10 protein-coding genes are annotated in these 15,913 nt (G+C 30.3%); 4 read left to right on the top strand and 6 right to left on the bottom strand.

All coding sequences use genetic code 11. From position 1 onward, the window contains the following. Positions 1-31 precede the first annotated feature (31 nt). The 6 genes from ABNT22_RS05695 to ABNT22_RS05670 are packed head-to-tail and all read right to left on the bottom strand — an operon-like array spanning position 32 to position 11,681. The gene (locus ABNT22_RS05695; RefSeq protein WP_348714949.1) at positions 32-763 is read right to left on the bottom strand and encodes a SprT family zinc-dependent metalloprotease; all 732 of its coding nucleotides are present in this window, start codon (positions 761-763) and stop codon (positions 32-34) included. After that, positions 753-3,782: an HsdR family type I site-specific deoxyribonuclease gene (locus ABNT22_RS05690; protein ID WP_348714947.1), complete on the bottom strand. Its 3,030-nt coding sequence runs from the start codon at positions 3,780-3,782 to the stop codon at positions 753-755. Before ABNT22_RS05690 ends, ABNT22_RS05695 begins: the two co-directional genes overlap by 11 nt. Then, the gene (locus ABNT22_RS05685; RefSeq protein ID WP_348714946.1) at positions 3,779-6,256 is read right to left on the bottom strand and encodes a DUF262 domain-containing protein; all 2,478 of its coding nucleotides are present in this window, start codon (positions 6,254-6,256) and stop codon (positions 3,779-3,781) included. The genes ABNT22_RS05690 and ABNT22_RS05685 overlap by 4 nt, the downstream gene beginning before the upstream one ends. Positions 6,257-6,260: 4 nt before the next feature. Further along, on the bottom strand, positions 6,261-8,081 hold the full coding sequence (locus ABNT22_RS05680) for a DUF262 domain-containing protein (RefSeq protein WP_348714944.1): 1,821 nt from the start codon (positions 8,079-8,081) through the stop codon (positions 6,261-6,263). A gap of 1 nt (position 8,082) precedes the next feature. Further along, positions 8,083-9,273, bottom strand: coding sequence for a restriction endonuclease subunit S (locus tag ABNT22_RS05675; protein ID WP_348714943.1), 1,191 nt, complete (start codon positions 9,271-9,273; stop codon positions 8,083-8,085). Continuing rightward, on the bottom strand, positions 9,264-11,681 hold the full coding sequence (locus ABNT22_RS05670) for a type I restriction-modification system subunit M (protein ID WP_348714941.1): 2,418 nt from the start codon (positions 11,679-11,681) through the stop codon (positions 9,264-9,266). Before ABNT22_RS05670 ends, ABNT22_RS05675 begins: the two co-directional genes overlap by 10 nt. A gap of 157 nt (positions 11,682-11,838) precedes the next feature. On the opposite strand from ABNT22_RS05670, the gene ABNT22_RS05665 reads away from it, so the two are divergent. The 4 genes from ABNT22_RS05665 to ABNT22_RS05650 all read left to right on the top strand — a co-directional run bounded on the left by ABNT22_RS05665 (position 11,839) and on the right by ABNT22_RS05650 (position 15,913). After that, positions 11,839-12,051 (top strand): hypothetical protein, encoded by a 213-nt coding sequence (locus tag ABNT22_RS05665; protein ID WP_348714940.1) that lies wholly within the window; start codon positions 11,839-11,841, stop codon positions 12,049-12,051. Positions 12,052-12,053: 2 nt separating this feature from the next. Further along, complete coding sequence (locus tag ABNT22_RS05660) at positions 12,054-12,257, top strand: hypothetical protein (protein WP_348714938.1); 204 nt, start codon at positions 12,054-12,056, stop codon at positions 12,255-12,257. A 342-nt stretch (positions 12,258-12,599) separates the two neighbouring features. Continuing rightward, on the top strand, positions 12,600-13,997 hold the full coding sequence (locus ABNT22_RS05655) for a hypothetical protein (RefSeq protein ID WP_348714936.1): 1,398 nt from the start codon (positions 12,600-12,602) through the stop codon (positions 13,995-13,997). 53 nt (positions 13,998-14,050) lie between these two features. Continuing rightward, positions 14,051-15,913, top strand: a complete 1,863-nt coding sequence (locus tag ABNT22_RS05650; protein WP_348714934.1) for a recombinase family protein — start codon at positions 14,051-14,053, stop codon at positions 15,911-15,913.

The raw sequence follows: 15,913 nt of genomic DNA, 5'->3' as shown, positions 1-15,913 counted from the left end.
GCTCTTCTTTTTATTTGTCTACAGCGTTTTTCTAATACCCCCAGTCATTATGAGCTACAGGTAAATTATTAAGTTCGTCCCGATAAAGTCTCCATTTAGGCATAAATGTATTCATGTGATTAACAAACTTATCGTTATGATTTCTTTCCAATAAGTGAACTAATTCATGAACTATTATATACTCTAAGCAAATTGTCGGCTTTTTTGCTAATTCAAGGTTCAACCAAATTCTTTTTGCTTCTATATTACATGAACCCCATTTAGTTGTCATTTGTTTGACTCCCCAACTGTTAGATTTTACTCCAATAATTTTTTCCCATTTTTCTATTAATGAAGGTATTTGTTTTTTTAATTCATTTCGATACCATTCTTTCATCAATTTAGCTTTTTGCTCATGGGTTGTATTAGTTTTTACATAAAATTTCACTTGCTTAACACCGTCAAACTCAATTCTATTTTTACCTTTCTGTTCTATTATAACGTTAAGTAAAGCTCTTTTACCCTGTATGTAATGACTTTCACCAGATATGTAATCTCTTTTAGTCTCTCTTGGTTGTTCATTAAAGTTCTTAATATGTTTTTTGACCCAACCTAATTTGGAAATAGCAAATAATCGTAAAACTTCATAATCTGTTTTTTGTGGCGCAGATAATCTGACTCTTCCTGTTGGAGGATAGACAGCTAAATGCATGTTCTTTATATTTTTTCTAACCACATCGATTTCAATATTTGAAATTCCTATCTTCTCTTCACTAATACTCATTCTGTGCTTTAATTATTTCCATCAACTCTAACGTCTTATCTACATCGGAAATTACCATATTTATTGCTAACATTAACTTTTTCTCTTTAATTCCTCCATCTTTCCAACCATCTAATTTATTCTCTATAATTACATTATTTAATTTTAATGCTAATGACTCATCAAAATTTAAATTATCATATAAAGCTCTTTTAGCTTTTGTATCTAAAGATTTAGGATAATCATTAGTATTATTTGTATTGGCGACTTTCTCAGCTAACTCCTTAATTTGATTTAGATATTCTTCATAATCTATAGCCTCTTCTTTTCTTAACTGAATCAATTCATCAAGTAATTTTGACATTTTTTCATAATACTTTGGATTGGCTTGAGATTCTTCTATAATTACTTTACGAACATTGTTTTCAATTGTTTCAGCAACTGCTTGTTGTTTTGATATTGATAAATACGGAGAACTTGGTTCTGATACATTTACAATTAAATCTACCAGGGTTTGATTTTCAAAATCTGATAGTTTACGACTAGATTTTGCATCTAAATACATGTCCATTAATTGACGCATTCCTGGTTCAAATCGTTTAAAATCTAAATAATCACCACTAGCTCGCTTAATTGTATCTCTTAAATCTGAATAATATAGTACTTCATCTTTTATTTTTTTAGTTTCCGCATCGGAAAATCCAATTTTATACATTTCATTAGCAATATTAGCATATGCTCTAATTAATGAAACTACGGCTTTGTATAAAAGCACTCTTTTTTCTTCCGTATTCTTTATATCTAACGGATTTTCTGTATTTCCACAAAAATATCTTATGTAGCTTGGTTCGTCTTTAGGGTGTACTGGCTCACATAATGCTCTTACAGCTTCTAATGCTGTTACTAAACGGTCTTTACTTTCTTCTTGTCTGTCTTTTAATAACCCTTTTACATCATCTTCATCATAATTATCAAAAACTTCAGAAGTATAATCAGAAATTGACCTTTCTAAGCTTTTAAATAAGTCTTTATAATCTATAATGTAACCATACTCTTTTTTATCTCCATCAACTCTATTTACCCTACAAATAGCTTGAAATAAGCCATGGTCTTGCATCTTTTTATCGATGTACAAATACGTTGCAGATGGTGCATCAAAACCAGTAAGTAATTTATCTACAACAATGAGCAGTTTCATTTTGGCTGGTTCATTAATAAAAGTAGCCTTTACTTCTTCTTCAAATTCTTCTGTAGATTTTCCCTTTAACATTTGAGTATACACCTCATATTTTAAGAGCTTATCGGTTGGAGAACCTTCACCAGTATCTTCTCCTTTAATATCTGCATGATGTGGTTGATATGAAGTTACAATTGCACATTCTTTAAAACCAGAACGCTGAAAAAGTTCATAGTATTTACAGGCTTGATATACAGAACCCGATACCAGCATAGCATTTCCTTCTCCAGATGAAAGTCTAGGCTTTACTTTAAAATCTTTGACAATATCAAATACAATTTTTTCCAATCGTGATTTAGAACCTAATACTTTTTGCATGGTTCCCCAACGCTTTTTTAGCTCTATTTTAGCTACATCAGTCAAACCTTTAGTTTCAGCTTCAAACCACTCATCAATACTCTGTTGGTCGGTTACAAATTGCTCTACATCTCTTGCTTCATAAAGTAAATCTAATACAACACCGTCTTCTACCGCTTCATCAAATTTATATGGATTACCAATGTAAGCTCCGAAAACTTCAATTGATTTTTGCTTGTCTTTTTTTAGTAGCGGTGTACCTGTAAAACCAATAAACAAGGCATTTGGCAAAATGGATTTCATGGCATCATGAAGTTTTCCAGATTGTGTACGATGACATTCATCTACAAAAACATAAATATCTCCTTTGGCATTAAAATCTGACCCTAAACTTTGTTTTAACTCTTCAATGTAAGAATCATAATCACCACTTTCATCATTACGCCCAAATTTATGCACCAAGCTACAGATTAGCATTTCTGTTTTTTGGTTAAGAACACTTATTAAATCTCTACCGCTTTTTGTTCTGTATATTTTTTCTTCAACACCTGTAAATAACTTCTCAATCTGACCATCTAATTCTTGACGGTCGGTAATAATTAATACACGGCTATCTTTTACATTTTCTCTAATCCATTTTGTTAACCAAACCATGGTTAAAGATTTACCAGAACCTTGGGTATGCCATAAAATACCCCCTGTTTTTGTTCTTATATTGTTTTGTGCTGCTTTGATACCGAAAAACTGGTTAGGTCTACTTAATTTCTTAGCTCCTTTATCATACACAACAAAGTCATGAATTAACTCTAGTAATCGTTCTTTTTCGCATAATTGTACAATGTGTTTATCTAATAAATAATCATATTGTTCAACACTTTCTTCTTTCCATTTTAAATAATACTTCTCTGGAGTACCTATGGTTCCGTAGCGGATTCCTTGAGTATCATTACCCGCCAAAATCAATTGCATTGTGGTAAAAAACTGTTGAATAAATTCTGGTTTTTGATTATCTCTATTTTGACGAATACCTTCCTCTACACCAACTTTACTTTTTTTAAGCTCTAAAACTCCTAAAGCAATTCCGTTTACATAAATTACAATATCGGGTCTTTTATTATGTTTTCCTTTTACAGTAACTTCTTCTGCTACTGAAAAGTCATTATTCTGTTTATTCTTCCAATCAATTAGCCAAACCGTCTCTTTTTGTTTACCTAATTCTTCTCTTACAGATATACCGTAACGCAATAGCTTGTAAACTTCTTTATTAGATTCATATAAATCATCAGAAAGATTGGTTACTGCTCTCATAAAAATAGAAATAGCTTTTTCTGAAAGCGTTGTAGAATAACCGTTATTTACAAGATATTTTAAAAGTAGCTCTTCTTCTACAGGGTATTTACGCTCTTGGTCTTCCCAATTACCCAGGTATGAATAGTTTAGTTTGCTTTGGAATAGTTGTACTATTCTATTTTGTGTTTCTCTTTCTGATTTACCTATGCTTTTCATATGCTATTTTTTAAAACCGAATCTGTGATTAACAGATTCTTTATGATACTATCTAGCATAGTATCCATTTCTGAAATATCATTAACAACTTGAAATATATGTTTTTCATTAACAGACTGATATTTACTAAAGGTGTTACTAAATTCAGATAATAATGAATCATCTTCTAATTTTATCTCAAACCCTTTATTATTCTGTAAAAGATTATAACTATAGTTTATGGTAATGATTATTCTTTCATCATTCAAAACTTCAATACTTGGGAAATTAGACTCAGTTCTATAGTTATTAACATCTTTATGAATAAAACTTAAACTTTCAAATTCTTCGTGTTCCTCTAGTTTTTTTAACAAGATAAACAAATACAAATCTGTATGTTTACCATTATAAGTACTACCACTTAACAATCTAACATCAAGATTATGGTCAGAGTCAAAAAACCTGTTTTTACAATATGCTATTGCCGATGGGTACTTAATAAAGTATTTACGCCAATTTGATTCTGAATACGATTTTACTATATCGCTAAATGGACGCTTATCATCTAACAAAGATTTCAAGATTTTTAATCTGCCTTCATCATTAAATACTTTTCTCCAATTATCATTCAAAGCTCTCAAATTTCCTTTGTCCGACTTACAAAAGGTACGTTTTTGTCCAGATAAACCAATAGTATAATTACCTTGAGCTAATAAACTTCTTTGCAATAAATGATTCTCTTTTTCGATATCGGATTTAAATAAATCACATAAAGTATCTCCATAGTGTTTAAACAACTCAAAATTTTCTTGGTCTTCTTCAAGCAAATCAAATAAGAAATCTATCTGTCCATAAAAATAACTATGATTTTCATATTCTAATATTTTCTCTTTCCAGTTATCTCCAAGTTTGAAATACTTTAATTTTCTGACTTCTTCCTTAACTTGAGATTCAAAAAATGAAACTTTAAAATCAGCTTTAATAAGATGCTCTTCAATAGTAAATTTAAAAGCAGAAAGCTCATAGATAGATTTAATTGCTTTAATAAAAGTTTCTGGATTTTGAATGTAGGTATTGTAAATTAAGTTTCTACAAATACGCATCCAGGATTGAAATTTTGCAACTATTGTATTTTCATCAAAATCATCTACATCATTAATAAATAAAATATATGCGTAGTAATAGGTTCTATCCCATAAAGACAAATTTTGGCTCTCATTAAAAAAGAATTCATCAATGTTTTTTCCTTTTATAAAAGGATAACAACTTATTGTTTTTAAACTAGCATTGAGCTTGAGTAATTTATCACTAGAGAGCTTTGAAAGTGTATTGAATAAAAAATCTAAACTTTTTGAAGAGAAGAAATCGAATTTTTTAAATGTGTTTAGAGTAATAAAATTTTTCTCTTTATTGGTTTCCCGAATCTTCTCAATAAGGTTTTTGTTAATATGTTCTTCCTTGGTATTAACAATATACTTGTAAAGATTTATGCTTTTAATATAATTATATATAGCATCGTCTACTTGAAATACCTTAGGTTCTTTATGTGTCCAAAATAAATCTAACCAACTGGTATCTAGTTCGTGTTCCCATCTAACTTCTTTTATGGTTATGCTATCTTCTTTTTTTATATACTCTTGCAACCACGCTTTAAAATGCTCGAAATCGGACAACTGCTTCCCTCTGGCATTCATCTTCACATACAACTCATCTGTTTGGTCTAACTCGTCCAAGTCCAGAAAATCGAAGGTAATTTTTCTATTTGTAGTCAAGTTATTCCACATGAGCTGTAATTGCTCTTCAGAAACATGCTTCAACCTATTATGGATTGCATCTAACATAACTAACATTCCTTTAACAGAAGGGTCATGCTTCCACACTCTAAAAAAGGAAGTCGATTTTTCTATCTGTTCTGAAACTTTCTTATCGACAACGAATAGATTTTTAATGTCGTAATTATTTAAATGAGTTAAATAATTACAAAACTCGGTAGTGCTCTTTCTTGTTTTGTATTTAAAACCTTCAAGATGTTTTAATTGCTGATTAACGTCTGTTTGATTTATACGCTGAATAAGATACCAATGCAATAGAAAGAGTGTTGTAAGTCGTTGCTGCCCATCTAAAGGGATGAGTTTTCTATAAGTTAATGGTGTAGATTCATTTTTCTTATGACTAATATCTACACCAACATCCATGTTTAAATTACTGGCATAACCTTGAACCGCTTTTAGTACATTTTCAACAGCTTCTTTATTTCTAGCCAGAATGAATTCCTGGTCTTTACCTTGAATTCTACCATACACAAAATCAAGATGCAAGGCTTCTTTGTTTTCGTTTTGTAAAACCTTGGTTAATGCTTCTACAAAATCTTCTCGTATTTGATTTACACGGTCGTTTTGCCTTCCCTGTGCGTAATCTCTTTGTATTACTGGAATTTCAATTTGATTTTCTTGAATAACTTCCCAAAACGTTTTTATGTTATTTTCTTCTGTCATTTCGTTAAGTCAAATAATTAGTAATACTTTGTTCTAAAGCTTCTTCATAATCTTTTCTATCTTCATAGCCCCAAAATGTAAAGTTTATGGCATTGGTGTTTTTTGTGTAATATTTTAAAAACACATTTTTTGTACAAATAGGTATAAAAGTTTTTTGCCTTTTTCCATTGTCTTTAACAATACCTCCTTGCATATCTATTTGTAAAATACTTTCTCTTTTATCTTGAAAATTAGAGTTACTTAAACTACTATTGGTAGCGCCATCTAATAAACACAGATTTTTAATACTATGCGTGTCCAATTTTTTGTCTAATAAATCACTAAGTTCTTTAGTTCTACGTTTTATTGCTTTTGGAATGTCGTCCTCTAGTTTATATGCAGAAATATCTAGTTCTAAAGTGTTTAACTGTGCTTCTAAATCAGACGTATTATCGGCATCATCAAGCAGTAACTTAATATCATTTATCCAATTTTGGGTTTCTGATATTTTTTCAAACTCTTCAGATTTTTGCGCATGAATATGTTCTAAACTCCATTTTTGTGTTTTTAATTTATCAAAAGGAAACCTATAATTAGTGTCGCTAGTATGGTATGTTGCAACATTATGGATAACAAGAATAGTGTGTGTTTCTTTGGGTGTTTGATACACTAAATTGGCTAAATTGTACTTACTATCGGGTTGGTTGATATTAATTGTATTAGAAAGCCATTGTTTTATTTGTTTTTCAAAATCTAGCTTATCTTTTATGTTTTCATCCTCTAGGTAATCTTTATATACCTCGCTAATTGATTTTATGTCTAGGTGAATAAGCAGTCCTAAATAATGATATAAGCTTCGGTCTTGATACCATTCTAATAAGAGATTAAATAAATTTTTAACCTCTTGCCAATCTTCATTTTTTAAAGTCCCTGTATTTAATTTATATAGGTATTTATGATATGCAAATAAGTTACTTTGCTCTTTTTTAGATTTCTTTTTTACGATATCGAAAAGTAAATCTATACGATTGGCTTTACGCTTGTCTGAAGTGTCATTACTTACAAAATACCAAAAGGCATCGTCCTGTAATTGATTTTCTATAGTATTCCATTCTTCAGCAAACTGATTGGTTTTAAAAGCTCTAATTTCTGGGTTTGTTTCTGCTTTAAGATGCAACACAAAAAGCGCTTTTATTAATTCAGCTTGCTCTAGATGTATTTTTCCTTGATTAAAATTGATGAAAATTTCTTCTGGGCTTTGTTTACTTTTAATACTATACCAAATCACTTTAGTGTGGTTGCGTAATTTATTGGTGAATATTTCCTTTTCTGAAGGACTTAAAGCTTGTAACCAATTTGCAATTATTTGGTAGCTACTAAAAAAATGGTAGTTATCTACATTATTTTGTTCTGGATTTGCAGCTGCATAGTCAATCCAAGCTTGTGTTAACTTAATTTTACTTAAATCGACCACTGTAAGGTCTTTAATATTGTTTAAAAATATTTCGCTTTGTTTACGGGTTTTATAATCTAAATTAAAAATTGTTATGCCTAAACATTGTAAAATAATATAGGTGGTAGTTAGGCGTTGTTGCCCATCTATAAGCTCGAACTTATTTGTATCTATCTCTTTTACTACAATAGGTTGTAAGCAATAAAAAGCTTGCTCTTCTTTTTTAAAACTGTTTATATCGTCTAATAGTTCTTCAACCTGTTTTGTGCCCCATTTATAACCTCTTTGGTACTTCTCTACAACAAAACGGTATTTATTTAGTTGATTAAAAGACTTTAATCCATAAGTTTTACCTGTATGTACTTCAGTACTATTTGCAACAGTATCACTCATACTACACCAACCTTGTTTTACCTGTTAACAGCTCTTGCATCATACCTTGTTTGAGTTGTTGGTATTTTGCTTTTTTGGTTTCTAATTGGGCTATTTCTGCATCCATATCTGAAAGGATTTCAGCGATGGCTTTTTGTTCTTCTTTCGATTCTGGTATACTAAAAAATACTTTTGGTAAATGCACTGGTCCAAAATTTGGTTGAGCCCCGCCAGTAATAAGCAAATCTATTTGTTTCTTAAATTGGCTTGATTTCAATAAAATTAATAATAATTGATAATTCATTATTGAATTAGGTTTGAACCTAATAACGCTAGTATTCATAACCAAAGGTAAGTCCTGTTGGCGAACAATTGATGTTTTACAATATGAATTACCAGAACTAGCTACAACAATATCATGCTCATCTACTTCAAAATGCTTATACATCTTATGAAACTCATCCCATGAAATATGTCTGGTAGTTTTATCTAAATCAAGATACCCATCAACCAGATTAGTGATATTAATTACTTTAATTCCTTTAGTAGTAAATTGCCACTTTCTCAAGCCAGGACCTTCTTGAAACCAGGCTAGTTCAGTCAAACTTTTCTCCATCCACTCTCCAGAAAACCCAGGTAAGCGTTTACCACCTTTGTGTGGAGGCGTTAACAACTGCTGCATAGCGCCTTGTTTTATGGCTTGTTTTTTAGCTATTAAACTTTCTAAACTTGCAATAAGGTCATCTACATCACTTAAAGCTGTGGCTATGGCTTTTTGTTCTTTTAGGGTTGGCGGGAGAGCAATCTTAATCTTACCAAGAGTGTTTTTATTTAAACTTGGAACACCAGAAGCTTCATTATACTCTTTCCATGGTATTATCAAGAATTTATAATATATAAACTTAGGGATTGAATCCAAGAAGTCCTTCGTATAGAAAAGCGTATCTACAGTCCAAAATTTTCCAGATAAAAATACTGGCTTATCGATTGTTCCTTTCCTTCCAATACCAACTGATTCTCCATTATAGAGGTGATTATTAACATATGTCATAATACCCCCAGTCCCGTAAACTGGGATATCACCTTTTGATAAATGTTTGTAGTCTTGACCACTTCCAAACTTTAAAACATGGTCTAATTCCCTAATTCTCCAATCCTCTGGAATCAAACCTATTTCTGTCTGCTTAAACCCTTGTTTTGTTGCTAACTCCATACCAAACCCATTGTTTTTAAATGTACACTTACCTTACTTTCCAATTCATTGGTGGTGCTATCCAATTCGGTTAACGTATGCTCATAACGTTCCGCTAGTTCTTTAATACGGCTCGTTAAACGTTGAGAAATGGCATCAATTTCCGTTTGTAAAGTAGCCTGTAAATTGGCTAGCCATTTTTTATCTACTACCAATTGGTGTACTTCCTCTTCGGTTAGTTTACCATATTGAGCCAAACAAAGTTCATCTAAAGCAGCTGTTTTTGTTTTAATATCCTTTTTTAAACTAGCCTCTTTAGTAAAAAGCTTCAATAATTGGTTAGCTACTGTTAACGCTTCTGCTTCGTTAGGATTATCTTTAATTTCTTTTATATACTTGCTTACTGTGGTTTTGGTAATGCTACCTTTATCGTTGGTAGCTTCATTTAGCAATCCTTCTTCACCAGCATGTTCTTCTATCAATTCTGTATTATTGGCTTGTATGGTTTCTAACTCAGCCTCTATAGCTTGTAATGCTTGCTGTTCTTCAGCTAAATAGGTATCTATTATTAATTGCTTCGGTAGTAAATCGCACGTCCAACCTTTATCTACTTCTTTACCACTTTTATTTTTTTCAATAATTCGCTTAGTTTTGGCTACCCAACCGTCTTCTATTAACAAATACACATCATCTTTCATGGTGTTATTCCAATAGTCTAACAAATGCTGGTACACATCATAGTTGTTAATAAGTGCTTTGTTGGCATAACGTGTAAGTAAATCTTCTGCAATGGTTTTAATAAACGCTTTTGGTTTGGTAGTTATATCAATACTATTTAAAAAGGCATGGTTTGCTGTGGTAAATTCTTTATAAATAGTGTCTAACGTCTCGTTATAGCTAATAAAATCTGGATGTTGATAAATGGTGTTCTTAATCTCAGATTTTGCTACATTTAAGCGTAAATAGCCCTCTCTTAAAGTACTAAATAGTTCTTGTTTTAAATTTGGGTACACAGTCCAATACTCTTGTAAGGCATCTACATCTTTTTGTGGTATGCCTCCGTTTAAATGTGCATTTAAATCTTGAATGTCTTCCGCTTCTTGAGTATCAATATAACGAGGTATGTTTAAGTTGTACTCATTCTTTTCAATTTCTGAAAAAGGCACAAAACGAGCGTATTTTTTAACTTCAGTTTGTGAGTTAAATACATCTACAATTTTGTGTAAGTCTTGCTCACGTAAACGGTTTTTGTTTCCGTCTTTAATAAATCCTTTACTGGCATCTATCATAAAAACACCTTCTCGCTCGTTCGCATGTTCTTTGTCTAACACAATAATACATGCGGGAATGCCTGTACCGTAAAACAAGTTTGCGGGTAAACCAATAATTCCTTTTATCCACTTACGCTCTAGTATGTTCTTTCTAATTTCTGCTTCTGCGTTTCCTCTAAACAATACACCGTGTGGTAAAATAACTGCACCTTTACCTGTACTTTTTAACGAGGCTAAAATGTGTAGTAAAAAAGCGTAGTCTCCATTTTTTTCTGGAGGAATTCCATAGCCTTTAAAACGATTAAATTCATCATTCATAGGTACAATACCACTTGTCCAGTTTTTTACAGAAAACGGTGGATTTGCTACCACAAAATCGAAACGCTTTAATTGTCCGTCATCTTTAAATTGTGGAGAAGCAATGGTGTTTTTACTAGCAATAGAAGCTTCTGGATAGCCATGAAGCCACATATTCATAATAGCTAACCCTTTGGTAGCAATATCTTTCTCTTGTCCGTATAAGGTTAAGCCATTAGGAGCTTCATCAGCAACTTTTAATAATAACGACCCCGAACCACAGGTTGGGTCATATGCCGTATAGGATGGTCTATCTGCTTTATCTACTTCTATTACTTTGGCTAAAATTCTAGATACTTCTGCGGGAGTATAAAACTGTCCTTTACTTTTTCCAGACTCGGTAGCAAAGTGGCGCATTAAAAACTCATACGCATCACCAAGAATATCATCATCTTCAGCACGGTTATTTTTAAAGTTTAAACCTTCATGCTCAAATATGGCAATAAGTTTAGATAAGCGGTCTACTTTTTCTTTACCCGAACCTAGTTTTTCATCATCATTGAAATCGGCTAATTCCATAGCGCCTTCTAAACCATTGGCTGCAAATAAAGGTCTAAGAATTTCTTTGTTAATACGGTCACCAATATCGGGTTGTCCTTTTAAAGCTACCATATCATCAAATGAAGCTCCTTTAGGCACTTCAATTAAACTCATAGGATTACCCGCATACTTATCTGACACATACTTTACAAAAAGCATTGTTAGTACATAATCTTTGTATTGAGAAGCATCCATTCCGCCACGTAACTCATCACAACTTGCCCATAAAGAGCTGTATAAATCCGATTTTTTAATTGCCATTTTAGCTAGTTTGTTTTTAGATAAAAAAGTTTTTCACTTCATTTTTTAAGGACTCTAAATGTATCAATAATAGCAGCAACAAACAATATTTTAAAAAATATTATTCAAAAATGGTCTTTTTGGTTGCAGCTGCATATTTATTAATAAACATAAGCTAATGAAACAAAAAACATACTATGAATTCAAAGAGGTATTAGAGTTAACTAATATTAGTGAACGAACATTTCGTTACAGAATTAAAGAACTGAAAGAGAAGTATAAAAACAATCCAGACTTACTATACAAAAAGCAACATAGCTGGAGGATTCATCAATCTATTTTGGTTGAATTTAATCCTAAGTACAACATAACAAAAACTAAAAAGAATTAAAAATGAATCATAATTTAGAAAATATAGACATTACTAAAACACCACTAATTAAAGAACTATTAATAACGTATGCTAAAGTAACATATGAAGAAGAAGCTATAATAAATGATGACATTTTACAGGAAGAATACAATTGGTTGGTAAAAAACAATCAATTAGAAGAATTATTCCTAGCTGAATATATAGTTACTGCTCTCCAATATTAGAAAACAACATAAGCTGTACACGTTTATATACATTTTTCAATTTACATTTTTTTAATACCTACCTATGTACAGCTTGGAGGGGAGACCTCTCTTAGAGACCCCTCCCTGGGTGGGTTATTATAACCATATAATGTTCTAAATGTACTTTTTAGGATTTTGAATCTCACCTATTCGCTAACATGCAATTTTATAAAATAGTGCTATAATTAAAAACTAGACAGTTTATTAATAATTAGATTAAAGAGAAAGAGAAAATTTCAAGTAAAATTCTATGTTTATATTTAAAAACATGCAATTCCTCTTAAAAAATGTATGTTATATTGCGTATTATAAATTGAGTTGATGGCAGAGAAAAAAGTATATAAAAAATATAGAACCTTACATTTACCGAAAGCAATTGTAGATAATTTGCTTTTGAAACTTCACCTTGGTTTTGCTGATTTTGATTATAACATTGAAGTGTTTTTTTCTATAATAAGTGAAATAATAAACAAGAGTTCCATATTTAAAAAGAAAGAAAAGTATTCGTATAAATTTATTCCTTTAGACTCAAGATACCTAAAAGCTAAATATGGAAATTCTTATCCTAATTATATTAGATTTCTTGTAAACCAAGGTATTATATGGAACGATAACTATTACAAAAACAAAGCAACTTACTATTATATATTTGAAATTAATAAATATATTGAAGAGTATAATAAATTATTATCTATTCATAATATAATAAGTGAAGATATAACTACTCCCTATTGTTTCACAACAACAAAACAAAACTACTCTGAAAGCATTGAAATACCTAAAGATTTAAACAATCAAAAAAGTAGGATTTCCAGCTTATGGTACAAAATAAAAATTTTAATTACTCCCAAAAATAAAAGCTATTTAACCAGTAGTTATAATGACGATTCAACCTTTATTAATAATGCCCCAAAGCATATTAAAAAAATGGGAAGTCATTTTCGAAATAACTTTAAGATAGATGCTGAAAAAGCAATTGCTTTTTCTACTACTCAATACTTTGAGAATATAGATAAAGCTGAAAGTGAAGAAGAAAAATTAAAAGCTTATAATAAATATACATCAAGAGTTAGCTCAATTAAAGCAATTGAAGGTGGCAAAAATTTAAAATCAATTTACTACAAACGAAATAAAACAAATGGAAGGATTGATACTAATTTAACCAATTTAAGTAGTGATTTACGTCAATTTATCGTTGGTTATCAAGACATGGTGTATTTAGACTTAAAAAATGCTCAGCCTGTTTTATTCAATATTCTACTAAAAGAACATCTAACTAATGCTACCGAAGATTTAAAGAAAGAAATAAGTAAATATTTTGAATACACCACTAAAGGAGTTTGGTATGAGCATCTACAAGAACTATACAATACAACTAGAGAAGAATCAAAAGATTTATGGATGAAGATTGCTTATTCTAAAAATAAGAGTTATTTAGATGATAAAAAGATTTTTAAAGAGGCTTATCCTAATATTTACAAAATCATATCATTATACAAAACTAAAAAACATTCAGATTTCGCCATCAAACTTCAAAAAATTGAGTCGGATATTTTTATTGATAAAATTTGCAGAAAATTAGTAGAAGAAAATATTATTCCTTTCACTATTCATGATGCTGTAATAGTAAAAGAAGAACATAAAGAAATCACTCTTAAAATAATGCAATCTGTTTTTAAAGATGCTTTGGGGACAGTGCCTTGTATTAAGGAGGAGTGATATTATAAAAATCAATATTTTTTTCGATATTTAATGATTAAATAAAAAAGTTAATGCTAGGAATATATTGTAGAACATCAAAGAATAGAAAAGATAAATACACTATAGACGACCAACGTGATGGAGGAATAAAATGTGCTAAAGAACTAGGTTTAGAATATCAAGTATATGTAGATGATGGAATTAGTGGAACTCAAGATGAGAGCGTAAGAGATGGTTTATCTGATTTATTTCGAGATATAAGAAAAGATGAAATAACACACATTTATTGCATTGACCAATCTAGAATAGAGAGAAATTCACGGACTTGGGACTTCTTTGTAGCAGAGTGTTTGAATAAAAAAGTAAAATACTATCCTAATGGTTCTTTCTTTGATTTAAACAATTCTGCAAATAGGATGCTTGCAAGCTTAATGTCAGTCGTTAATGCTTATTACGCAGAAATAACGTCAAAAAAAGTACGGTTAGCTAATGCACGAAAAGCAATGGAGGGAAAAACACATGGTATCAAACCTTATGGATATAAAAAATCTAGTAATAATGATTATGTAGTTGATGAAGAAGAGGCTATTCACGTTAGGAGAATGTTTGAATTATCTTTAGAAGGTAAAGGAGCATATACTATAGCTAATATTTTTAATGACGAAGGAATCCCTACAAAGTATAGTAGAAATTTTAAAGGAGAAATTACGAGAAAAGATTCATACACGGGTATAACGACTATTCATGATAAAGGCTCTGTTAAATGGAGAGGCAATGTAATAAGTGATATTCTCAGAAATAAAATTTACAAAGGTGTCAGAGAGTGGAATCTTTATGAAGATAAAATTGAAAATGTAAACGGAGAAATTGTTAAGTCAAAGGTTAAAGTGGAATTAATCTCTTCGCAAGTACCTAATATTATAGAACCAGAATTATGGCAAAAAGTTCAAGATAACTTAGCAGTAAATAAAAAAAACGTAGGAAAAAAATCACATTATAATTATCTATTAAATGGATTAATCACTTGTAATCATTGTGAACGTTTATTTGTAGGTAAAAGACGTAAAACCAGCAGAGATAATGCTTATAAATGCAAAGGAAAAGTTTACCCAAACTCTAATTGTAAAGAATCCAGAAGTATTAATATAAGTAAGTTAGATAGCTTTATTATAAAACATCTTTTTAAGACAAAAGATTTAAAAAAATATTTAGAAAGTTTACCTAAACCAGAATCTAAACATGAAAAGATTAAAGAAAAATTAGAAAAAGAAAAGGAAGTTCTTAAAAAAGTAGAGAAACAGTTAATTAAAGGATATAAAATGATGTTTGATGAAGAATCTGAATTTAAAGATGACGAATTTGTTCGGTCAAATGTTTTGGTTTTAAAAGAAAAAAAGCAAGAACAAATTAAATTAATTCAAACATTAGAAGAAGAACTTATACTCACAGAGTCGAATTTCAGAGATAATAGAACAGAAAGATTACTAAATGAATATACAGAAGAATCTAGTTTTGATGATATTAAGAGAATAATACATTCTCTTATCGAAAAGATTAATATCAAGCATTATAAAGAGGAAGGTAAAATGGGAGTGTTTTTCTTGGATGTAAAATATAAAGGATATGATGAGGTTTCTTCTTTTATGACGAATTGGAAAGCTAATAAATGGTACTGGATATCTAAGTACAGAAATAAATCCAACACTAATAAAGAACTAGAGGAAGATAGAGAAATGGATATTGCTTTATTAGAATACTATGGTATAGATAAAGATAATATTGATATTAAAGGTTTGCAAAATGAAAGCAAACTATCTATTGGTGAAATAGATAAAATAAACCCATTCAATAGTGAGTATCAAGGAGCTGAAATAAAAGAATTTAAATACGAGTTAATTGAGTTGTTAAAAGACGAAATTATTGATTTTAATTAA

Source organism: Tenacibaculum sp. 190130A14a, from assembly GCF_964048965.1.
Classification (GTDB): Bacteria; Bacteroidota; Bacteroidia; order Flavobacteriales; family Flavobacteriaceae; genus Polaribacter; species Polaribacter polynesiense.
Note: the sequence above shows the minus strand (reverse complement) of the source record. Positions and strands in the feature narration are given on the sequence as shown.

What these genes read in the sequence shown, in the direction of transcription:
- ABNT22_RS05695 (WP_348714949.1), bottom strand. Translation starts at nt 763, where the DNA reads ATGAGTATTAGTGAAGAGAAGATAGGAATTTCAAATATTGAAATCGAT.
- ABNT22_RS05690 (WP_348714947.1), bottom strand. Translation starts at nt 3,782, where the DNA reads ATGAAAAGCATAGGTAAATCAGAAAGAGAAACACAAAATAGAATAGTA.
- ABNT22_RS05685 (WP_348714946.1), bottom strand. Translation starts at nt 6,256, where the DNA reads ATGACAGAAGAAAATAACATAAAAACGTTTTGGGAAGTTATTCAAGAA.
- ABNT22_RS05680 (WP_348714944.1), bottom strand. Translation starts at nt 8,081, where the DNA reads ATGAGTGATACTGTTGCAAATAGTACTGAAGTACATACAGGTAAAACT.
- ABNT22_RS05675 (WP_348714943.1), bottom strand. Translation starts at nt 9,273, where the DNA reads ATGGAGTTAGCAACAAAACAAGGGTTTAAGCAGACAGAAATAGGTTTG.
- ABNT22_RS05670 (WP_348714941.1), bottom strand. Translation starts at nt 11,681, where the DNA reads ATGGCAATTAAAAAATCGGATTTATACAGCTCTTTATGGGCAAGTTGT.
- ABNT22_RS05665 (WP_348714940.1), top strand. Translation starts at nt 11,839, where the DNA reads ATGAAACAAAAAACATACTATGAATTCAAAGAGGTATTAGAGTTAACT.
- ABNT22_RS05660 (WP_348714938.1), top strand. Translation starts at nt 12,054, where the DNA reads ATGAATCATAATTTAGAAAATATAGACATTACTAAAACACCACTAATT.
- ABNT22_RS05655 (WP_348714936.1), top strand. Translation starts at nt 12,600, where the DNA reads ATGGCAGAGAAAAAAGTATATAAAAAATATAGAACCTTACATTTACCG.
- ABNT22_RS05650 (WP_348714934.1), top strand. Translation starts at nt 14,051, where the DNA reads ATGCTAGGAATATATTGTAGAACATCAAAGAATAGAAAAGATAAATAC.